Here is a 20,470-nt window from a genome sequence, read left to right on the forward strand (position 1 = left end):
TGTGCAGCATCGTCCGGCAACCCCGTGTTCAGGCCGGTTCTCACCCTGTGCACGACCTCCGCGCCACAGTTCAGGCATGGCAGTCAACGACGATCTGGTGGTGCTTCGCCCGGAAGGGCTGTATTGCCCTGCGGGCGATTTCCACATCGATCCGTGGCGGCCGGTGCCGCGCGCGGTCATCACCCATGGCCATGGCGACCATGCGCGTCCTGGCATGGGCGAATACCACTGCAGCCCCGGCAGCGCGCCGATCCTGCGCTGGCGGCTGGGTGACGTGCCGCTGCAGGTGCACGCCGAAGGCCAGCCGTTCACCCTCGGCCAGGTGCAGATCTCGCTGCATCCGGCCGGCCACGTACTGGGATCGTCGCAGGTACGCATCGACGATGGCCGCCAGGTCTGGGTGGCATCGGGCGACTACAAGCGCCAGCCCGACCCGACCTGTGCGCCGTTCGAGGTGGTGCCCTGCGATACCTTCATCACTGAGGCGACGTTTGCCCTGCCCATCTACCGCTGGCCCGACACGGCAGCCGTGGCGGCGGAGATCGTGGCCTGGCGGAAGGAATGCGCGCAGCGCGGAGAAGCCGCCGTGCTGCTCTGCTATTCGCTGGGCAAGGCACAGCGGGTGCTGGGCGAACTGCTGGCCGTGGATGACACCCCCGCCTGGCTGCACGGTGCGGTGGCCAACGGCGTGGCGGTGTACCGCGAAGCAGGCATCCCAATGCTGGAGACGCTGACCGTGGCCGAACAGGGCCGTCAGCCGGACGCAGCGGGCACGCTCATCATCGCCCCGCCGTCGGCCGCCGGCACGCCCTGGCTGCGCCGCTTCGGCCGCCACCAGCTCGGTTTCGCCTCGGGCTGGATGCAGCTGCGCGGCAACCGCCGCCGCCGCAATGTCGACCGTGGCTTCGTCGTGTCCGACCACGCCGACTGGCCCGCGCTGCTGCAGACCATCGAACAGACCGGCGCGACGCGGGTGATCGCCACCCATGGCAACACCGATGCGCTGATTCCCTTCCTGCGCGAACGTGGCGTGGCCGCCGAAGCCTTCCGCACCGATTTCGGGAGCGAGGAATGAAGGCCTTCGCCGCGCTGTACCAGCGGCTGGACCGCAGCACCGCCACCCTGGACAAGCGTGCGGCCCTGGTCGACTACTTCGCCCACGCGGACGCGCACGATGCTGCGTGGGCGCTGTACCTGCTCAGTGGCGGCAAGGTCGGTGGCGCGCGCCGGAAGATCGCCGCCAGTGGCGAACTGCGCGCATGGGTGAGCGAGGAATCCGGACTGCCCGCGTGGCTGGTCGAGGACAGCTACGCGCAGGTGGGTGACCTGGCCGAAACGCTGACCCTGCTGCTGGATGATCCGGCGCAGCCCGCGCCCGACCGTCCGCTGGCCGAATGGATCGAGCAGCACCTGCTGGCCGTCGCCAACCAGCCCGAGGATGTGCGCCGCGCTGCCGTGGTCAGCGGCTGGCGGCAACTGCCGGCCAGCCAGCGCCTGGTGTTCAACAAACTGCTGACCGGCGCGCTGCGCGTGGGCGTATCGCAGCGGCTGGTGCAACAGGCACTGGCCGAATGGTCTGGGCTGGACATCGCCCGCATCGCCCAGCGCATGCTGGGCGAATGGGTGCCCTCGCCCGGCCTGCTGGCGCAGCTGCTGTCACCGCAGGAACTGCCGCTGGACCGCCAGCAGCCCTATCCGTTCTTCCTCGCTTCGCCACTGGAAGGCGAGCCGGGCGAGCGCCTGGGCGCGATCGAAGACTGGCTGCTGGAATGGAAGTGGGATGGCATCCGCCTGCAGCTGCTGCGCCGCCAGGGCGAAGTGGCGCTGTGGTCGCGTGGCGAAGAGCGCCTGGATGGCCGCTTTCCCGAGATTGAACAGGCGGCCGCGGCGCTGCCCGACGGCTGCGTGATCGATGGCGAACTGCTGGCCTGGGATGAAGCCGATGACCTGCCACGTGCGTTCACTGCACTGCAGACGCGCATCCAGCGCCGCAAGCCCGGTGCGGCAACGCTGCGCAACACGCCGGTGCGCGTACTGGCCTACGATCTGCTGGAACGCGATGGCCAGGACCTGCGCGAACAGCCCCTGCAGCAGCGGCGCGCGCAGTTGGCCGAACTGATCGGTGCGCTGGGCGATGTGCGCATCCAACTGTCGCCGGACGTGCATGCCGACGACTGGACGCACGCCGCGCAGCTGCGCGAAGCGGCGCGCGAGCGTGGCGTGGAAGGGCTGATGCTCAAGCGCCGTGAGTCGATCTACCAGGCGGGGCGCCGCCGCGGCGACTGGTGGAAATGGAAGGTCGACCCGCTCACGATCGACGCCGTGCTGTTGTATGCGCAGGCCGGCCATGGCCGGCGCAGCACGCTGTACACCGATTACACCTTTGGCGTCTGGGATGGCGACACGCTGGTGCCGGTGGCCAAGGCGTATTCCGGGCTGGACGACAAGGAGATCCTCGCGCTGGACCGCTGGATCCGCGCCAATACCCGCGAACGCTTCGGACCGGTGCGCAGCGTGCGCGGCGAACAGGTGTTCGAGCTCGGCTTCGAGGCAGTCAACCGCAGCGCGCGACACAAATCCGGTATTGCGGTGCGCTTCCCGCGCATCCTGCGCTGGCGCCAGGACAAGCCGGCCCGTGAGGCCGACGAGCTGTCGACGCTGCAGGCCCTGGCACGATGAAGCGAAGCGATGCGCTGCAGCGGCTGCAGGCCTGGTTCGGCAGCCGCGGTTGGAAACCCCTGCCGTTCCAGCGTGCAATGTGGCGGCACTATCTGGCCGGTGCGTCCGGCCTGCTGCACACCCCGACCGGCAGCGGCAAGACCCTGGCGATGTTCGGCGGTCCGCTGCTGCAGGCGATGATCGATCCATTGCCCGCGCCGCCGCGGGCAAACGCAGTGCGGCCCCTGCAGGTGCTGTGGGTGACGCCGCTGCGGGCGCTGGCCAGCGACACCGCACGCGCCCTGCAGGCGCCCATCGAGGGCCTGGGGCTGGGCTGGAAGGTGGGCCTGCGCAGTGGCGATGCCAGCAGCCGCGACCGCCGCCTCGCCCGCGAAGGACGTATCGATGTGCTGGTGACCACGCCCGAATCGCTGGCGCTGCTGCTGAGCTACCCCGACACGCTGCAGCGCATGCGCCAGCTGCGCTGCGTGGTGGTGGACGAATGGCACGAACTGATGGGCAACAAGCGCGGCGTGCTGCTGCAGTTGAACCTGGCGCTGCTGCGCGATGCGGCGCCTGCGCTGCAGCTGTGGGGGCTGTCCGCCACGCTGGGCAACCTGCAGCAGGCGCGCGACGTGCTGCTGCCCGGCAGGCCCGAGGCAGTGCAGGTGGAAGGCGCACGACAACGGCCCGTGGCAATCAGCAGCCTGCTGCCCGCCAGCGGCGAGCGCTTCCCGTGGGCAGGCCACCTCGGCCTGGGCCAGTTGCCGCGCGTGCTGGATGCGCTGATGGCGGCGCGCAGCACGCTGCTGTTCACCAACACGCGGGCGCAGGCCGAGCTGTGGCACCAGGCGCTGGCGGCGGTCTGGCCGGAAGATGCGCAGACGCTGGCCCTGCACCACGGCTCGCTCGACGCGGGCCTGCGCCAGCAGGTGGAAGACGGCCTGCGCGCGGGCACGCTGCGCTGCGTGGTGGCCACCTCCAGCCTCGACCTCGGCGTGGACTTCCCCGAAGTGGACCAGGTGCTGCAGCTGGGCAGCCCGAAGGGCGTGGCGCGCCTGCGCCAGCGTGCGGGGCGCGCGCGACATCGGCCCGGGGCAAGCGGCAGCGTGCTGTGCGTGCCCACCCATGCCCTGGAGCTGGCCGAGTACGCCGCCGTGCGGCGCGCCCTGCGCGAAGGCATCACCGAACCGCGCACGCCGCCCACGCTGTCACTGGACGTGCTGGCCCAGCACGCGGTCAGCCGTGCGCTGGCCGGCGGCTTCCAGGCCGATGCACTGCTCGCGCAGGTGCGGCGCACGCATGCGTTCGCCGAGCTGCAGGACACGCAGTGGCAGGACGTGCTCGCGTTCATCGTGCAGGGTGGCCGCGCTTTGGCGCAGTACCCCGAGTACCACAAGGTCGTGCTGGACGACGATGGCCAGTACCGCATGCATGACCGCCGCCAGGCGCTGCGCCACCGCCTGTCCATCGGCACCATCAGCAGCGATGGCAGCGTGCGCGTGCAGTTTCTGCGCGGCGGTGGCCTGGGCGCGGTGGAAGAACAGTTCGCCAGCCGCCTGCGCCGCGGCGATCGCTTCCAGTTCGCCGGCCGCCTGCTGGAACTGGTGCAGCTGCGCGACATGACCGCCTACGTGCGGCTGGCGCGCGGCAGCGGCAACGGCGTGGTGCCGCGCTGGCAGGGCGGCCAGCTGCCGCTGTCCATGGCGCTGGGCCGCGAACTGGAAGCGGTGCTGTCCGGCGCGGACAACAGCGCCGAGGCGCGCTGGCTGGCGCCGCTGCTGGGCCTGCAGGAAGCCCTCTCGGAACGTCCTGCCCCATCGCGGCTGCTGCTGGAAGATGTGCGGCGGCGCGAAGGACAGTTCCTGTTCGTCTATCCCTTCGCCGGCCGCCACGTGCACGAGGCGCTGGCGGCGCTGCTGTCGCTGCGCTGCACGCGCCTGCAGCGCAACAGCATCGGCTATGCCGTGAACGATCACGGCCTGGTCCTGGCGCCGGCCGAAGCCATCACGCTGGACGCGGCAGCCTGGCAGACGTTGTTCGACCCGGCCGACCTTCTGGACGATCTGCGCGCGGCGGTGAATCTGGGCGAGCTGGCGCGACGCCAGTTCCGCGGCATCGCCCGGGTGGCCGGGCTGCTGGTGCCGAGCCTGCCCGGCGGCATGCCGCGTTCACTGCGCCAGCTGCAGGCCTCGGCCGGCCTGCTGTACGACGTGCTGCGTGAACATGACCCCGGCCACCTGCTGCTGGCCCAGGCCGAGCAGGAAGTCCTCACCGATGCGCTCGACCTTCCCGGCCTGCAGCAGGCCCTGCAGCGCATCGCCACGCAGTCGGTATCACTGCAGCGGCCGCCGACACTGACTCCGCTGGGCTTTCCACTGTGGGCCGAGCGCCTGCGCGGGCAGTTCAGCAACGAGGACTGGCGTACCCGCGTGCAGCGCGCAGCGCAGCAGCTGGAGCACCGCCATGGCCACTGAGCTGCCAATGCTGATTGCCGGCGAACCGGTGAGCCTGCTCGGCGCGCGTGCGTTGTCGTGGCCGGCACGGCAGGCACTGCTGATCGCCGACCTGCACCTGGGCAAGGCCGACGTGTTCCGCCGCGCCGGCATCGCCCTGCCCAGCGGCGGCACCGGAGACGATCTGCAGCGCCTGCAGGCGCTGGTGCATCAGCAGGCCTGCCGCGAACTTTGGATCCTGGGCGACATCCTGCACGGGCCGGCGCATCGCGCCGCGTGGCATCGGCAATGGCTGGGCTGGCGCGAGCAGCACGCCGCACTGGAGGTGCACGTGATCCGCGGCAACCATGATCGGCAACTGCCACAGGCGGCACTGCAGGTGCAGATCCATGATGACCTGCGGTTGGGCCCGTTCCTGCTCTGTCACGAGCCGCGGCAGGACGCGCACGCGCACGTGATCGCCGGCCACATCCATCCACAGGTCGCCCTGCCCGCCTTGCGGCGACGCTTTCCTGCGTTCTGGCTGCGCGAGGCGCAGACCGTACTGCCGGCCTTCTCGGCCTTCACTGCCGGCGTGGTGCCACCGCGGCGGCGCGGCGAACAATGGATCGCCTGCGTGGAAAACCAACTGGTTGCGCTGCCCGTGCGTTGAACAGCGCGCGGGCGGACCCGCGCCGCGATCAGGCCGGTCGCGCGAGCAGTTCCGGCATCACCCGGAAATCAGCGCCGCTGTCGTTGCTGCGGCGGGGCAAGGCCTGGATGGCCAGCAGCATTTCCCGTGCGCAGGTACGGATGCGTGCGTGGTGCGCCGGCGCCGAATGGCTGATCAGGCTGCCCACATGGAACTCGAATACATCTTCCAGGACGTCGGGCTGGTCCTCGTGCAGCATCTGCAGCAGGCCCCTCAGTTTGCAGATTTCCGATTCCAGCTCATCGACCGCGAACAACATGGCATCCTCCTCGAATACAGCGGCACATCCAGGCCGCAACAGGCCGCGACAGCGCCGTCGCCCGGCCACGCGCGATGTTCGATCACGGAAAGGAAAACGGGCGACGCGCCAATGGCGTGCTCCCTTCTTCTCGCACATCCGCAGTGAGATGTTTGTTAATTGCCGTGACGGCGTGGCTCACGCGCGCAGGGCAACCGGGCGGGGCGCCAAGCGTGCCGGGGCCTGCGACAGCGCGTCGATGAAGGCCGGATCCAGCGCCATCGCACCGAACCAGCCGTGCTGGGTGCCGCTGAGCACGCGCAGCATATGGCCGCGGCCACCGGGCATGCGCCCCATCGGCCCCAGCAGTACATCGCGCGCCTTGGCCCACGCATCCCGCTCGGACTGGAACAGCGGCGTCAGCCAGCGGCTCCAGCGCTGGTAGACCGCCACGTGCGCGCGCCGAGCGGCCTGGTAGGCCTGCAGTGCGGCGTCGCCCGCGCCGTGCGTGCGTAGTGCATCGCGCAGGGCCAGCGCATCGAGCAGGGCCATGTTGACGCCCTGCCCCAGCTGCGGGCTCATGGCATGGGCGGCATCGCCGGCCAGCACCAGGCGGCCCTGGTGCCAACGCTTCATCACCGCATCGCGGTAAACGGCGCGGGCCAGCTGGCCGGCGTCCTGCAGGTGAGCGAAGCGCGCACTGGCCTGCGGCCACAGGGCATGCAGCTCGTCCAGCCATGGCGCCATGCCATCGTGCTGCCAGCGGTCGAAATCGGCGCGCGGCAGGCTCCAGAAGAAACTCAATCGTGGCGTGCTGTCGCCCGGACGGGTGCCGACCGGCAGCAGCCCGATCATCCTGCGCGCAGCCACATAGCGCTGGCGCAGTTCATTCACGTGCGGCCAGTCGTCTGCGGGCAGCAGGCACCACAGCGCTCCCCACGGATAGACGCGATCCAGCGCGATGCCCTGCTCGATGCCGCCGCGCAGCGTGGACGCCGCACCATCGGCCGCCACCACCAGATCGAACGGCCCATGTGCGCGCCCCTCGCTGTCGCGCAGGCGGCCCTGCTCGGCATCCACCGCGACGATACCGGTGCCGGCATGCAGCTGGCCGGCGCCGCCGCGGGCCTGGTCCAAAAGTGAGAACAGCGCCCCGCGCTGCATGCCCAGGCCATGCAGGCGCGCGTCCAGCCCGGCATAGCCCATGTCCATCACCGCCCGTTCGCACGGCGTGTCGCCATACAGCCGGTGCACCGGTGCCGCATGCGCGCGCACCTGGTCCAGCAGGCCCATCTGCCACAACACCTGCAGGCCACTGGGCTGCAGCAGGAAGCCGGCGCCTACCGGCCCGGGCGTCGGCACCCGTTCAAAGATCTCCACCTCATGCCCATCGCGGGTGAGCAGGATGGCCAATGCCTGGCCGGCGGTGCCGTAGCCGATCACGGCGATGCGCAGTCGTTCCTTCATGCCTGCATTGTGCCCGAGGCGGATTGCGGATGGAGACCGCGCCCGTACCCGGCATCCACGCATGGCGTGGATCTACCGGCCGCCGGAGTGCCCGCACGCCGATGGGCCGGGCAAAAAAAACCCCGCCGAAGCGGGGTTTTCAACGCACTGTCGAGTGGATCACTCGGCCGGCGTGATGTTCGACGCCTGCGCACCCTTCGGGCCCTGGGTCACGTCATAGGTGACACGCTGGCCTTCCTGCAGGCTGCGGAAGCCCTTGGAGTTGATGGCGGAGAAGTGCGCGAACACGTCGGCGCTGCCATCCTCCGGCGAGATGAAGCCAAATCCCTTGGCGTCGTTGAACCACTTGACGGTACCGTTCGGCATGAAATGCGAGACCTTTGCAATGAATGGGTGGTGTACGCTGAACCCGCGTACCGGCTGAGTATGCAAAGCTTGCCCGAGGATGACAATCACCCCCGCGCCAATTCGCCTACCAGTTCCGGAAGTCCATTGCTGGCGGCCTGCACATTGGCCAGCACTTCGGCCATGGTGATCTCTTCACCGTCGCCGCAGCCGGCGGCCCAGTTCGCCACGATCGCCAGGCACGCATAATCCAGCCCCAGCTCCCGTGCCAGCGCGGCTTCCGGCATGCCGGTCATACCCACCAGGTCGCAGCCGTCACGGCGCATGCGGGCGATTTCGGCGATGGTTTCCAGCCGCGGCCCCTGGGTGGCGCCATAGCAGCCGCCATCGTGCACCTTCACGCCGGTCACCTTCGCCGCCGCCAGGATCTTGCTGCGCAGCAGCGGGGTGTAGGGGTGGCCGAAGTCCACGTGCAGCACGTCGGTGCCCTCTTCTTCGCAGAGAGTGCTGATCCGGCCCCAGGTGTAATCGATGATCTGGTCCGGGCAGGCCAGCACGCGCGGCCCGAAGTCGTCACCGATGCCGCCCACCGTGTTCAGCGCCAGCACCCGCTGCGCGCCGATCTGCTGCAGCGCGGCCAGGTTGGCGCGGTAGTTGATCTTGTGCGGCGGCAGCGAATGGCCCTCGCCGTGGCGCGCCAGGAAGGCCACGCGGTTGCCCAGCAGCGTGCCCACGCGCACCGGACCGGACGGACGGCCGAAGCGGGTATCGACCTCGTGCGTCTGCACGTCGTCAAGCTTGGCCAGGTTGTAGACACCGGTGCCGCCAATCACGGCCAGGGCAATCTGTTGCATGCAATGCACTCCAGGAGAGACAAACGCCGGCCCCCGAAGATGCCGGCGCGGGACAGGACAGGACAGGAACAGGCCGCGGACGGCCCGCCCTTATTCCTTCATCGCGTATATGGCCGGCACGCAGCGCAGAGTTTCGTTGACGTCCATGCCGAAGCCGAAGACATAACGGTCAGGCAGTTCGATGCCGGCGTAGTCAGCGCTGACGTCCGGCAGGCCACGGTCGTGCTTCTTCACCGTCATCGCAGCGATGCGCACGTCGGTGGCGCCCTGTTCCAGGCACCAGGTGCGCACGCCCTGCAGGGTGTAGCCCTCGTCGAGGATGTCATCGACCAGCAGCACGCGGCGGCCGAACAGCGCGGTGGCCGGCTTGTGCTTCCACACCAGGTCGCCGCCGGTGGTTTCACCGCGGTAGCGGGTGGCGTGCAGGTAATCGAACTGCACGTCCTGGCCGCGCGCGCCCAGTTCCAGCGCCAGCTGGCCGGCGAACGGCAGCGCACCGTGCATGATGGACAGGAACAGCGGGACCTCGCCCTCGTAGTCGCGTGCGATCGCGTCGGCGATGCTGGCGATGGCCTTGTCGATGGTGGGACGGTCGACCAGCAGGTCGGCCTGGGCCAGGGCCTGGGAAATGGTGAGGTTCGGCATCAGACGGTTCTTCCAAGGGTGTGGAGCAAACGGGATTGGGTGTCGCCATGGCGGGCATCGGCCAGCAGGCCATCCCAGCCAAGCGCGCCGCGGCCCAGCAGGCCCAGCAGCGCAGCGGTATTGAGGGAACGCCCCTGCACGGCCTGCAGGGCTTCGTCGACCAGTTCGGGGTGGCAGACCAGCACCACGTCGCAGCCGGCATCGAGGTGCGCGTGCACGCGCGCCGGCACGCCACCGGCGCTGTGCGAGGCGGCCATGCCGATGTCATCGGAGAACACCACGCCACGGAAGCCGAGCTCGCCGCGCAGGATGTCCTGGATCCAGCGCGGCGAATAGCCGGCCGGTTCGGCTGCCACCTGCGGGTAGATGACGTGCGCCATCATCACCGCATCGGCGCCGGCGGCGATGCCCGCGCTGAACGGGACCAGGTCCTGCGTGCGCAGCTCATCCAGCCCGCGCGGGTCGATGGCGGTATCGACGTGGGTATCTTCCAGGACGGTGCCGTGGCCGGGGAAATGCTTGAGGGTGGCGGCCATGCCGACGGCGTGCATGCCACGCACGTACGCCGCGGTGAATGCCGCCACGACCTGCGGATCTTCGCTGAAGGCGCGGTTGCCGATGGCGCGGTTGCCGCGGCCCAGGTCGACGACCGGGGCGAAACTGAGGTCCAGGCCGCTGGCGCGCACTTCGCTGGCCATCAGCCAGGCGTGCTGTTCGGCCAGGGCCAGGGCCTGCTGCGGGTCGCGGGCATACTGCGCGCCGATGTCCTGCAGCGGCGGCAGATCGCTGTAGCCCTCACGGAAGCGCTGCACACGGCCGCCTTCCTGGTCCACGCAGATCAGCTGCGGGCGCGGCGCGGCGGCGCGGATGGCCGCGCTGAGATCGGTGACCTGCTGGCGCGAGGCGAAGTTGCGCTTGAACAGCACCACCCCGGCCACGGCATCGTGCTGCAGCCAGTCGCGTTCCTGGGCGGTCAGTTCAGTGCCGGCAACGCCGATCAGCAGCATGGTCGATCTCCACTACGGGCGCCCGCATGGCGCAGTGCCGCATTGTCGCAGAACCGGCCGGTGGGCGCAGTGTTCGTGGCAGTGGGACGCTGGGGTCAGAGCCCCCGCGGGGATCTGACCCCGGGGTCGGATCCCCGCAGGGGCTCCGACCCCAAGCCTGCTCAGACCTTGCAGCCGTCCGGACCGCAGGCCTCGTCACCGGCGCCGGCCGCCGACGGCGCGCCCTGCTCGGCAGCGATCTGGCGCAGGGCGTTGGCGAAGGCTTCCGGCGGCTGCGCGCCGGAAATGGCCCAGCGATCGTCGATGACGAAGGTCGGCACCGAGGAAATGCCCAGCGCGTGGGCCTGGGCCAGCTTGGCTTCGACCTCGGCCAGACCACGCTCGGACGCCAGCATCTGCGTGATTTCGGCGCCGTCCAGGCCGCCGGCCACACCGGCCTTCACCAGCACGGCGGTGTCGGCCAGGTTCTGGCCCTGCTCGAAGTGGGCGCGGAACAGGGCCTCGCCCACCGCATCCTGCACGCCGTGTTCGCCGGCCAGCCACAGCACCCGGTGCGCCGGCAGCGTGGTCACCCGCACCTGGCCCTGGCTGAAGTCCATCGGCAGGCCCTCGGCACGCGCAGTGGTCTGGGTCTGGCCCAGGATCTGTTCGGTGCGCTCGGCGCCGCCAAACTTGGCCGCATAGGCCTGGCGCAGCGGCACCGGGGTGTCGCCCGCATCGGGGTCCAGCTGGAACGGCTGCCAGTGGATATCGAGTTCAGGCGCATCGGCGCCCAGCAACTGCACACCCTGCTGGAAGCGATGCTTGCCGATCCAGCACCAGGGGCAGACCACGTCGGAATAGATATCGATCTTCATTCAAACGACATGGGGACCGCTGCCAGCGAAAAAAGGGGACGGAGGGGATTAACTGGCTTAATCCCCTCCGTCCCCTTTTTTCCGGTTCACCACTGTGAATAGGGGTGACTGGCCAATGCGACGTTGTAGTAGCGGGTGTCGTCGGTGACTTCAGCGCCGACCCAGTCCGGCAGCTCGATGGCTTGGTCGGCGCTGTCCAGTTCGACCTCGGCCACCACCAGGCCGGCGTTGTCGCCGAGGAACTCATCCACTTCCCAGGTCAGGCCCGCGTGTTCCACCAGATGCCGGCGCTTGTCGATCAGCCCGCCCACGCACAGGGCGAGCAGTTCACGCGCGTCCTCGACCGGGATCGGATAGTCGAACTCCTGCCGGGTGTGGCCGATGGTGCGCGACTTCAGGTTCAGCGCCGCATGGTCGCCTTCGATGCGGACCCGCACCGAGGCATTCTGCGTGCCGCGGTCGAGCGAGCCCATGTCGTTGATGTAGCCCTGCGCCATCGGAATCACCCGATGCGCCGCCGCGCGCCAGCCGTCGTGGGTGACGAGGAATTTGCGTTCGATTTCAATGCCCATGCGGCCATTATGCGCGATGGCGGTGACCAGACCGGTGCCCGGCACGGTGGGGCCACCTACAATGGCGCCCCCTCCTGCATGGATGCCGGTCGATGCGCCGTCTGTTGCTGCTGTTGTGCTGCCCACCCGCCCTGGCCGTGGCGGCCCCCGGCCCCGCCCCCGACCTGCAACAGGTGCAGGCCGCGCTGGCCTTGGAGATGGAGGCCGGACTGCAGGGGAAAAGCACAGGCACCCAGGTCGCCGCCGCGATGTTCGCACCGCGCTTGAACGCATTGCCCTGGTGCGTACCGGCCGAGGACGGCGCAGTCGACTGCAGCGTGGGCTACGAACGTGGCATGGACCAGCGCCATCGGATGATGCGGCTGGTCCCGCAGGGTGATGGCTGGCGCCTGCAGTCCACGCGCCTGCAGGCACCGCAGCCGCCGGTGGCAGAACTGGCCCCGCAACTGCAGGCCCGCATCGAAGAAGCGATTGCTGCGGGCGCCGATACGTCGGAACGCGCAGCACTGCGCGCGGATTTCGATGGCATGCGCCTGACCGGCGTGGACGGCTGTGACCTGCACCCGGACAGTGGCCAGCTGCAGTGCGCGCTGCTGCTGGCCTTCAACAGTGGCCACGATGGCCGGATGACGCTGGGCCTGCAGCGGGACGGCGGCCAGTGGCGCCTGGACCCGCTGCCGGCCGATTGAATCAGCGCTTCTCGAACACCGCGATGCTTTCCACGTGCGCGGTGTGCGGGAACATGTCCATGGCGCCGGCACTGACCAGGGTGAAGCCCTGCTCGTTGACCAGATAACCGGCATCGCGCGCCAGCGAGCCCGGATGGCAACTGACATACACGATGCGTTTGAACTGCTTCAGCGGCAGCTGCTGCAGCACTTCGATGGCGCCCGAACGCGGCGGATCCAGCAGCAGCTTGTCGAAGCCCTGGCGCATCCACGCGGTGCTGCGCTGGTCCTGGGTCAGGTCGGCGCTGAAGAACTGCGCGTTGGCCAGGCCGTTGCGCTCCGCGTTTTCGCGGGCACGCGCGACCAGGCCGGCATCACCTTCCACGCCTACCACTTCGCGCACGCGGCGGGCCAGCGGCAGGGTGAAGTTGCCCAGGCCGCAGAACAGGTCCAGCACGCGCTCATCCTCGCCCGGCTCCAGCAGGTCCAGGGCGTGGGCGATCATCTTCTCGTTGAGCTTGGCGTTGACCTGGATGAAGTCCAGCGGGCGGAACGCCAGCTCGACATCCCACGGCGCCAGCCGGAACGACAGCGGCACGCCCTGCCCGTCCAGCGGCTGCACGGTGTCCACGCCACCGGACTGCAGGTAGATCACGAAACCATGCTGCTGGCCAAAGGCGGCCCAGGCCTCACGGTCGGCATCGCTGAGCGGCTGCAGGTGGCGCACGGTGAGGACCACGGCCTGGTCGCCCGCGATGAACTCGATCTGCGGGATGTCGCGCTTGCCATCCAGCGATTCGATGAAGGTCGACAGCGCCTCGACCTTGGTGCCGATTTCCGGGATCACGGTCAGGCACTGGCTGAGGTCGGCCACGAAGCGCGGATCCTGCTCGCGGAAGCCGACCAGGGTCTTGTCCTTCTTTTCGACGCGGCGCACCGAGAACCGGCCCTTGCGGCGGTAGCCCCAGCTCTCGCCCACCAGCGGCGGCAGCACGGTGCCCGGCTTGACGTGGCCGATGCGCTCGAGGTTGTCCATCAGCACGCGCTGCTTGGCGACGATCTGCTGGTCTTCATCCAGATGCTGCAGCACGCAGCCGGCGCAGGTGCCGAAATGCGGGCACTTGGGCGTCACCCGCTGCGGCGAAGGCTGCAGCACCTCAACGGTGCGCGCTTCGTCGAAATGACGGCTGCGGGCGGTCTGTTCGGCCATCACCACTTCGCCCGGCAGGGCACCACTGATGAAGGTGACCTTGCCACCCTCGCCTTCACGGCGGGCGACGCCGCGACCATCATGGCTGAGGTCGAGGATCTCGGTCTGGAACGGAGTACGGTCGATGCGGGAGCGGGATCGGGCCACGTGGCAACAGGCTGCGGGCAAAAATGGGTGCGTATTGTCGCAGATCCGGGCCACGGGGGTCCGATGGCCGCTTGCGCCCGCCGCCCGCGTGCTTGATGATGGACACAGCTGACATGGAGGCAGCCCTGATGCAGATGACCCCGCGGGCCAGCCGGCCCCGCTTCCTGCTTGTCGAGGATGACATCATCAGCCGCGGTTTTTTCAAGGCGGCGTTGGAAACGTTACCAGCGGATGTGGACACCGCTGACTCACTTGCAAGCGCATTGGCCCGCGCCGAACCCGGCGCCCATGATCTGTGGCTGATCGACGTCAACCTGCCGGATGGCAATGGCGCGCAGCTGCTGCATGAACTGCGCCGTTCGCATCCGGACACGCCTGCCCTGGCGCATACCGCGGATGGCGATGCGGACATCCATGCGCGCCTGCGCGAGGCGGGCTTCAGTGACACGCTGGTCAAGCCGCTCGGCCGTGACCAGTTGTTGAAGGCGGTGCGCCGCGCGCTGGTCAACCGGCCGGCGGGTGCGGCGGCGTCGCCGGCGGCGATCGAGCTGGTGGTGGAGGACTGGGACGAAACGGCGGCGCTGGCGGCGCTGAACGGCCAGCGCAACCATCTGATCGCACTGCGAGAGCTGTTCCTGGCCGAGCTTCCCGGGGTGCGTGATGCCGTGGAGCAGGCCGTTGACCAGCACGATGCGTCGGGCCTGCGCAGCCAGCTGCATCGCCTGCAGGCCAGTTGCGGGTTTGTGGGCGCGGCGCGGTTGGCGCGCGCGGTGCGGCAGCTGCACCATGCGCCGGAATCGGCGCCGGCGCAGGCCGGGTTCCGGGCCGCGGTGGCCGCGCTCCTGCACTGAGGGGTGGTTTGGCAGGGCCTGCGGCCCTGCACCTGCTTCAATCAACGTCAACGTCAAAGGCCAGGGCCAGAGCGGCTCTGGCTTTCTGCGTGTTGGGTGGGGCGGTGCGCGGCTGTTGGTAGGTGTCGACCGTTGGTCGACACATCTGTCAGATATCGAAATTCATCTGGGGTCAGAGCCCGTTGCTTCGCAACGGGATCCGACCCCGTGCCATTCCGACAGATCGCGGGAAACTGTCGACGTTGCCGGCCAGCGGCCGGCACTACCGTGGGTGCGGGGCTGGTCGCGGGGTGAGCTGCTCGAGCAGTTCCCAGGATTTGAGGCCCCTGGCCCCCAGGTGATGGGCCAGCACCCGCCGCATCGGCAGGCGCAGGCTGGCCAGGTCTGTCGCATCTGGCTCGTCGTCGGCGGCCAGCGCCAGCAGCGCCGAGCCGGTGGCCGCCGCCCGGCGCTCGCCCCCGCGCTCGCTGAGCAGCCGTTGCGGCCCTTCCTGCGGGTCCAGTTCGTAGCGTGCGGCCGGGTCCACCGGCTGGCCGTCGCTGGCCGTGTCCAGCTCGAAGCCCAGGCCCAGTGCCGCCAGCAGCTCGCGCTCGAAACGGCGCAGCGTCCACGCCAGGCCTGCGCCCACCGCCAGCCGCGCGCGCGCCTCGCCATAGGCCAGGTACAGGTCCGGCAGCGGGTCCTGGCGGGGGGCCAGACGCAGGGTCAGTTCACTCAGATAGAAGCCGGCCAGCATCGCCTGGCCGACCAGGCGTGGGGCCGAATCCAGCGCCTCGGCGCCGCGCAGCTGGGCCAGTTCCCCGCGCTGCAGGGCACTGAACCGTATCCACTGCAGCGGCTGCAGCGCCGCACGCAGCACCTGGCCCTTGGCCGTGGACACCCCGCGCGCCAGCAGGCCGATACGGCCGTGCTGCGCGCTCAGGACTTCCACCAGCAGGCTGGTCTCGCGGTAGGTCCGCGCATGCAGCACGAACCCGGTGTCGTCCTCGATCAGCATCGAAGCGACCGCCGCGGCTTATTCGTAACCGAAGGCCTTCAGTGCGGCCTCGTCATCGGACCAGCCTTCACGCACGCGCACCCAGGTTTCCAGGAAGACCTTGGCCCCGAACAGACGTTCCATCTGCAGGCGGGACTTGGCACCGATCTCCTTCAGGCGGGCACCGCCCTTGCCGATCACGATGGCCTTCTGGCCTTCGCGCTCAACCCAGATGACCGCGCCGATGCGCAGCAGATTGCCATCTTCGGTGAAGCGTTCGATTTCCACCGTGGTCGCGTACGGCAGCTCTTCGCCAAGCTGGCGCATCAGCTGTTCACGCACCAGCTCGCCGGCCAGGAAGCGCTGGCTGCGGTCGGTGATCTCGTCCTCGCCGAACATCGGCGGGGCTTCCGGCAGCAGGGCCAGCACGTCGCGCACCAGCGCATCCAGGCCGTTGCGCTTCTGCGCCGAAATCGGGTGCACGGCCGAAAAATCACGGCCTTCGGTCACCTGCTGCAGGAACGGCAGCAGTGCGCCCTTGTCCTTCAGGCGGTCGATCTTGTTGACCACCAGCACCACCGGGATGCCGGCGTCACGCAGCACGTTGAAGGCCAGGCTGTCTTCTTCGTCCCAGCGGCCGGCTTCGATCACCAGCAGGCCGGCATCAACGCCTTCCAGCGAGCCGCGCGCGGCGCGGTTCATCACCCGGTTCATGGCCCGCTTCTGCACCTTGTGCAGGCCGGGGGTGTCGACCAGCACCAGCTGGCCTTCCGGGTAGGTGGCGATGCCCAGCAGGCGATGGCGCGTGGTCTGCGGACGGTTGGACACGATGCTGACCTTGGCGCCGACCAGGGCATTGGTCAGGGTCGACTTGCCCACGTTCGGGCGGCCGATGACGGCCACGCTGCCGCAATGATGGGGAGTTTGTTCGCTCACTTGGAATCCAGTTGTTCTAGAACGGCAGCAGCCGCTTGTTGTTCGGCAAGCCGGCGCGAGGGGCCTTCGCCCTCGGTGCTGGCGGCAGGGTCGGCGACGTTGCAGCGTACCCGGAAGTGCTTGGCGTGGTCGTCACCGGATTCTGACACCAGTTCGTACTGCGGCAACGCCTTCTGTCGGGCCTGCAACCATTCCTGCAGACGGGTCTTGGGGTCTTTCTCGGGTCGGCCGGTGGCCGGCAGGGCCTCCATCGAGGCGGCGAACCAGGGCAGCACGACCGCCCGGCAGGCCTCGAAACCGGCGTCCAGGTAGATCGCGGCCACCACCGCTTCGACGGCGTCGGCCAGGATCGAGTCGCGACGGTGGCCGCCCGACTTCATTTCACCGGGCCCCAGGGTCAGGCGGTCGCCCAGCTCCAGGGTGCGGGCAATCACGGCCAGCGCGCCCTCGCGCACCAGCTCGGCGCGGGCGCGGGTCATCGCACCCTCGTCGGCCTTGGGCCAGCGCTGGTACAAGGCCTGGGCGACCATCATGTTGACGATGCTGTCGCCGAGGAATTCCAGGCGCTCGTTATGCGGCGCACCGGCACTGCGATGGGTCAGCGCCTGCTTGAGCAGGGCTGGATCGCTGAAAGCGTGACCGATCAGGTCACCACGTTGAATGAATTTACTGGGCACCGCTACGAACGAGGTCCTGGGATGATTCAAACTTGCCCACCACGTCGAGGTTGCCCACCAGCGGGCGCCGCACTTCGTAGTTGACGTTGAGGGTCCAGCCGTTGTCACGACGGTTGAACTTGACGTTGGACGGCTTCACGTTGTCCGAGTAGTTGATGTACAGCCGCTTGAAGAACAGATCCTGGATCTGCGCCGGGGCCATGGTGCCCACGTTGGGCTCGTTGGCCAGGCTCTTCATCGCCGAGCGCACGGCGTAGTACTCCTGGTACATCGGGAACAGCTTCATGCCGACGTACAGGAAGAAGCCCACTACGATCAGGACCACCAGGAAGGAGGTCAGGGTCATGCCGCGCTGCGTGTTCATCGTCTTCATTGCGTTCTCCCCAGATACGCGTGGATGTGAAGTCAGTTGATGCCCGAGCCGATCCGCGACGGCTGGAAGCCATCCTTGCAGAACCAGCCCTGGCAGTTCAGCCAGATCAGGAACGCACGGCCGCGCAGGTTCTCTTCCGGCAGCAGGCCCCAGAAACGGCCGTCATCGCTGTTGTCGCGATTGTCGCCCATCACCAGGTACTTGCCCTCCGGCACGGTCCACTTGCCCTGACCGCGAGGATAATCGGTCTCCAGCACGGTGTGGGTGCGCCCCGGCAGGTGCTCGACCAGCAGGTTGGCGCCCTCGCCCTGGCCCTTGTCGCCGGCGTAGATCCCCTTGTTGTCGTACTTCAGCGGCTCGCCATTGAGGATGACGCCGTCACCTTCAAAGGCCACGGTGTCACCCGGCACGCCGATGACGCGCTTGATGAAGTTCTCGCCCTTGGCCGGATCGTTGTCGCCATGGCCGGGGAAGTGGAACACCACCACATCGCCGCGCGACGGTTCGCCCAGCGGGACGAACTTGGTGTTGGTGATCGGCAGGCGCAGGCCGTAGGAGAACTTGTTGACCAGGATGAAATCGCCGATCAGCAGGTTCGGCATCATCGAACTGGACGGGATCTTGTACGGCTCGGCGATGAAGCTGCGCACGATCAGCACCACCACCAGCACCGGGAAGAATGCCCGCGAGTAGTCCACCAGCACCGGCTCGGTATCGAGCAGGCCCGCGCGCTGGGCCCGGCGCTTGGCCAGGTACAGCTTGTCAGCCAGCAGGATCAGGCCCGAGGCCAGGGTCAGTACGACCAGGAGGATCTCAAACAGTTTCATTCAGGGTCCTTTGCAACGTCACCGGACGAACGGCCCCGAAGGGCCGCTGCGGGCTTACTTGTTGTCCATCTGCAGCACGGCCAGGAAGGCTTCCTGCGGAATTTCCACGCGGCCGACCTGCTTCATGCGCTTCTTGCCTTCCTTCTGCTTTTCCAGAAGCTTCTTCTTGCGCGAAACGTCGCCACCATAGCACTTGGCCAGCACGTTCTTGCGCATGGCCTTGACCGTGGTGCGGGCGATGATCTGCGAGCCGACGGCAGCCTGGATGGCCACGTCGAACTGCTGGCGCGGGATCAGGTCCTTCATCTTCTCGCACAGTTCGCGGCCGCGGCGGTCGGCGTGGCTGCGGTGCACGATCAGCGACAGGGCATCGACCTTGTCACCGTTGATCAGCACGTCCACGCGCACGAACGGGCCGGCGTCGAACCGCACGAAGTGGTAGTCCAGCGAGGCATAGCCACGGCTGACTGACTTCAGCTTGTCGAAGAAGTCCAGCACCACCTCGGCCATCGGCAGCTCGTAGCTGATCTGCACCTGGCTGCCCAGGTAGTTGATGCCGATCTGGCTGCCGCGCTTCTCTTCGCACAGCTTGATGATGTTGCCGATGTACTCCTCGGGGGTGAGCACGTTGGCGCGGATGATCGGCTCGCGGATCTCTTCGACATGGTTGACCGGCGGCAGCTTGGCCGGGTTGTCCATGCTGATGATGGTGCCGTCGGTCTTCAGGACTTCATACACCACCGTCGGCGCGGTGCTGATCAGGTCCAGGTTGTACTCGCGTTCCAGGCGCTCCTGCACGATTTCCATGTGCAGCATGCCGAGGAAGCCGCAGCGGAAGCCGAAGCCCATCGCCTCGGAGCTTTCCGGCTCGAAGCGCAGCGCGGCGTCGTTCAGGCGCAGCTTGTCCAGCGCTTCGCGCAGGTCCGGGTAGTCCTCGGCGTCGACCGGGAACAGGCCGGCGAACACGCGCGGCTGCATTTCCTGGAAGCCCGGCAGCGGCTTCGGCGCCGGGTCGGCGGCCAGGGTGAGGGTATCGCCGACCGGTGCACCGTGGACGTCCTTGATGCTGGCGGTGACCCAGCCCACTTCACCCGCACGCAGCGCCGGCAGCACCTTGCGCTTGGGCGTGAACACGCCGACGTTGTCGACCTGGTGGGTGCGGCCGGTGGACATGACCTGCAGCTTGTCGCCGGCCTTGATCTGGCCCTGCATGACGCGCACCAGCGAGACCACGCCCAGATAGTTGTCGAACCAGGAGTCGATGATCAGCGCCTGCAGCTTGTCGGTGTCACGCGGCTGCGGCGGCGGGATGCGGTGCACGATGGCTTCCAGCACGTCCTGCACGTTCAGGCCGGTCTTGGCGCTGACCGGCACGGCGTCGGCGGCATCGATGCCGATGACGGCCTCGATCTCGGCCTTGGCGCGCTCGATGTCGGCGGTGGGCAGGTCGATCTTGTTGATGACCGGCACCACTTCCAGGCCCTGCTCGACGGCGGTGTAGCAGTTGGCCACCGACTGCGCTTCCACGCCCTGGGCGGCATCGACCACCAGCAGTGCGCCTTCGCAGGCCGCCAGCGAACGGCTGACTTCATAGGAGAAGTCGACGTGGCCGGGGGTGTCGATGAAGTTCAGGTGGTAGGTCTGCCCATCCTTGGCCAGGTACGGCAGCGAGACCGACTGGGCCTTGATGGTGATGCCACGCTCGCGCTCGATCGGATTGGAATCGAGCACCTGCGCTTCCATCTCGCGGGCCTGCAGGCCACCGCAAAGCTGGATGATGCGGTCGGCCAGCGTGGACTTGCCGTGGTCGACGTGGGCAATGATGGAGAAGTTGCGGATGTTCCGCATCGAATCAGAAGACATAGGTGGCGGCGGCGCGCGGCGTCGTCAGGGTAACGGTCGATTATCGCATGCCCGGGCCCTGCCCGCGAAAGCGGCCTGATCGGACCGGGTCCGGAATGGCCGAAGCCCCGCCGGGGCGGGGCTTCGGGGGTGCACCAGAGCCGCCGGGGGGC

General features: G+C 68.4%; 21 protein-coding genes. 6 read left to right on the plus strand and 15 right to left on the minus strand.

Annotated features, from left to right (window positions below; all coding sequences use genetic code 11):
- Nucleotides 1-76 precede the first annotated feature (76 nt).
- From C1924_RS14205 to pdeM, 4 genes are read left to right on the plus strand one after another with little or no spacing between them, the layout of a single operon-like run.
- The gene (locus C1924_RS14205) at nt 77-1,075 is read left to right on the plus strand and encodes a ligase-associated DNA damage response exonuclease (RefSeq protein WP_108765882.1); all 999 of its coding nucleotides are present in this window, start codon (nt 77-79) and stop codon (nt 1,073-1,075) included.
- Nucleotides 1,072-2,679, plus strand: a complete 1,608-nt coding sequence (locus tag C1924_RS14210; RefSeq protein ID WP_108765883.1) for an ATP-dependent DNA ligase — start codon at nt 1,072-1,074, stop codon at nt 2,677-2,679. Before C1924_RS14205 ends, C1924_RS14210 begins: the two co-directional genes overlap by 4 nt.
- Nucleotides 2,676-5,135: a ligase-associated DNA damage response DEXH box helicase gene (locus C1924_RS14215; RefSeq protein ID WP_108765884.1), complete on the plus strand. Its 2,460-nt coding sequence runs from the start codon at nt 2,676-2,678 to the stop codon at nt 5,133-5,135. Before C1924_RS14210 ends, C1924_RS14215 begins: the two co-directional genes overlap by 4 nt.
- A complete protein-coding gene (gene pdeM / locus C1924_RS14220; protein WP_108765885.1) occupies nt 5,125-5,766 on the plus strand; it encodes a ligase-associated DNA damage response endonuclease PdeM in 642 nt (213 codons plus the stop codon). The genes C1924_RS14215 and pdeM overlap by 11 nt, the downstream gene beginning before the upstream one ends.
- Nucleotides 5,767-5,794: 28 nt before the next feature.
- Here the strand turns inward: pdeM and C1924_RS14225 are convergent, their stop codons facing one another.
- The 8 genes from C1924_RS14225 to C1924_RS14260 form a co-directional block, all read right to left on the minus strand.
- A complete protein-coding gene (locus C1924_RS14225; protein WP_108765886.1) occupies nt 5,795-6,064 on the minus strand; it encodes a hypothetical protein in 270 nt (89 codons plus the stop codon).
- Between the two features lie 177 nt (nt 6,065-6,241).
- Nucleotides 6,242-7,510 carry an NAD(P)/FAD-dependent oxidoreductase gene (locus C1924_RS14230; RefSeq protein WP_108765887.1) on the minus strand — a complete coding sequence of 423 codons (1,269 nt, stop codon included), beginning with the start codon at nt 7,508-7,510 and terminating at the stop codon, nt 6,242-6,244.
- Between the two features lie 159 nt (nt 7,511-7,669).
- The gene (locus C1924_RS14235) at nt 7,670-7,876 is read right to left on the minus strand and encodes a cold-shock protein (protein WP_005410590.1); all 207 of its coding nucleotides are present in this window, start codon (nt 7,874-7,876) and stop codon (nt 7,670-7,672) included.
- An 86-nt stretch (nt 7,877-7,962) separates the two neighbouring features.
- Entirely contained in the window at nt 7,963-8,709 is a 747-nt protein-coding gene (locus tag C1924_RS14240) for an S-methyl-5'-thioinosine phosphorylase (protein WP_108765888.1), read from the minus strand.
- Nucleotides 8,710-8,799: 90 nt separating this feature from the next.
- Complete coding sequence (locus C1924_RS14245; RefSeq protein WP_108765889.1) at nt 8,800-9,354, minus strand: hypoxanthine-guanine phosphoribosyltransferase; 555 nt, start codon at nt 9,352-9,354, stop codon at nt 8,800-8,802.
- A complete protein-coding gene (gene nagZ, locus C1924_RS14250) occupies nt 9,354-10,361 on the minus strand; it encodes a beta-N-acetylhexosaminidase (RefSeq protein ID WP_108765890.1) in 1,008 nt (335 codons plus the stop codon). Before nagZ ends, C1924_RS14245 begins: the two co-directional genes overlap by 1 nt.
- 161 nt (nt 10,362-10,522) lie before the next feature.
- Complete coding sequence (locus tag C1924_RS14255; RefSeq protein ID WP_108765891.1) at nt 10,523-11,218, minus strand: DsbA family oxidoreductase; 696 nt, start codon at nt 11,216-11,218, stop codon at nt 10,523-10,525.
- An 86-nt stretch (nt 11,219-11,304) separates the two neighbouring features.
- Complete coding sequence (locus C1924_RS14260; protein WP_108767071.1) at nt 11,305-11,790, minus strand: CYTH domain-containing protein; 486 nt, start codon at nt 11,788-11,790, stop codon at nt 11,305-11,307.
- Between the two features lie 92 nt (nt 11,791-11,882).
- On the opposite strand from C1924_RS14260, the gene C1924_RS14265 reads away from it, so the two are divergent.
- Nucleotides 11,883-12,479 (plus strand): hypothetical protein, encoded by a 597-nt coding sequence (locus tag C1924_RS14265; RefSeq protein WP_108765892.1) that lies wholly within the window; start codon nt 11,883-11,885, stop codon nt 12,477-12,479.
- 1 nt (nt 12,480) lies between these two features.
- Here C1924_RS14265 and rlmD read toward each other — a convergent pair whose 3' ends face one another.
- Entirely contained in the window at nt 12,481-13,815 is a 1,335-nt protein-coding gene (gene rlmD / locus C1924_RS14270) for a 23S rRNA (uracil(1939)-C(5))-methyltransferase RlmD (protein ID WP_108765893.1), read from the minus strand.
- Between the two features lie 128 nt (nt 13,816-13,943).
- Here rlmD and C1924_RS14275 point away from each other — a divergent pair, with 128 nt between their 5' ends.
- Nucleotides 13,944-14,666 (plus strand): response regulator, encoded by a 723-nt coding sequence (locus tag C1924_RS14275; protein WP_108767072.1) that lies wholly within the window; start codon nt 13,944-13,946, stop codon nt 14,664-14,666.
- A 262-nt stretch (nt 14,667-14,928) separates the two neighbouring features.
- Here the strand turns inward: C1924_RS14275 and recO are convergent, their stop codons facing one another.
- The 6 genes from recO to lepA are packed head-to-tail and all read right to left on the minus strand — an operon-like array spanning nt 14,929 to nt 20,303.
- Nucleotides 14,929-15,663, minus strand: coding sequence for a DNA repair protein RecO (gene recO, locus C1924_RS14280; protein WP_108765894.1), 735 nt, complete (start codon nt 15,661-15,663; stop codon nt 14,929-14,931).
- Nucleotides 15,664-15,681: 18 nt separating this feature from the next.
- Entirely contained in the window at nt 15,682-16,578 is an 897-nt protein-coding gene (gene era, locus C1924_RS14285; protein WP_108765895.1) for a GTPase Era, read from the minus strand.
- Nucleotides 16,575-17,255: a ribonuclease III gene (rnc, locus tag C1924_RS14290; RefSeq protein WP_108765896.1), complete on the minus strand. Its 681-nt coding sequence runs from the start codon at nt 17,253-17,255 to the stop codon at nt 16,575-16,577. Before rnc ends, era begins: the two co-directional genes overlap by 4 nt.
- On the minus strand, nt 17,245-17,628 hold the full coding sequence (locus C1924_RS14295) for a DUF4845 domain-containing protein (RefSeq protein WP_108765897.1): 384 nt from the start codon (nt 17,626-17,628) through the stop codon (nt 17,245-17,247). The genes rnc and C1924_RS14295 overlap by 11 nt, the downstream gene beginning before the upstream one ends.
- A 32-nt stretch (nt 17,629-17,660) precedes the next feature.
- The gene (gene lepB / locus C1924_RS14300) at nt 17,661-18,455 is read right to left on the minus strand and encodes a signal peptidase I (RefSeq protein WP_108765898.1); all 795 of its coding nucleotides are present in this window, start codon (nt 18,453-18,455) and stop codon (nt 17,661-17,663) included.
- A gap of 54 nt (nt 18,456-18,509) precedes the next feature.
- Nucleotides 18,510-20,303, minus strand: a complete 1,794-nt coding sequence (lepA, locus tag C1924_RS14305) for a translation elongation factor 4 (RefSeq protein ID WP_174208996.1) — start codon at nt 20,301-20,303, stop codon at nt 18,510-18,512.
- Nucleotides 20,304-20,470 lie beyond the last annotated feature (167 nt).

The sequence above is a fragment of the Stenotrophomonas sp. ESTM1D_MKCIP4_1 genome (assembly GCF_003086895.1).
Classification (GTDB): Bacteria; Pseudomonadota; Gammaproteobacteria; order Xanthomonadales; family Xanthomonadaceae; genus Stenotrophomonas.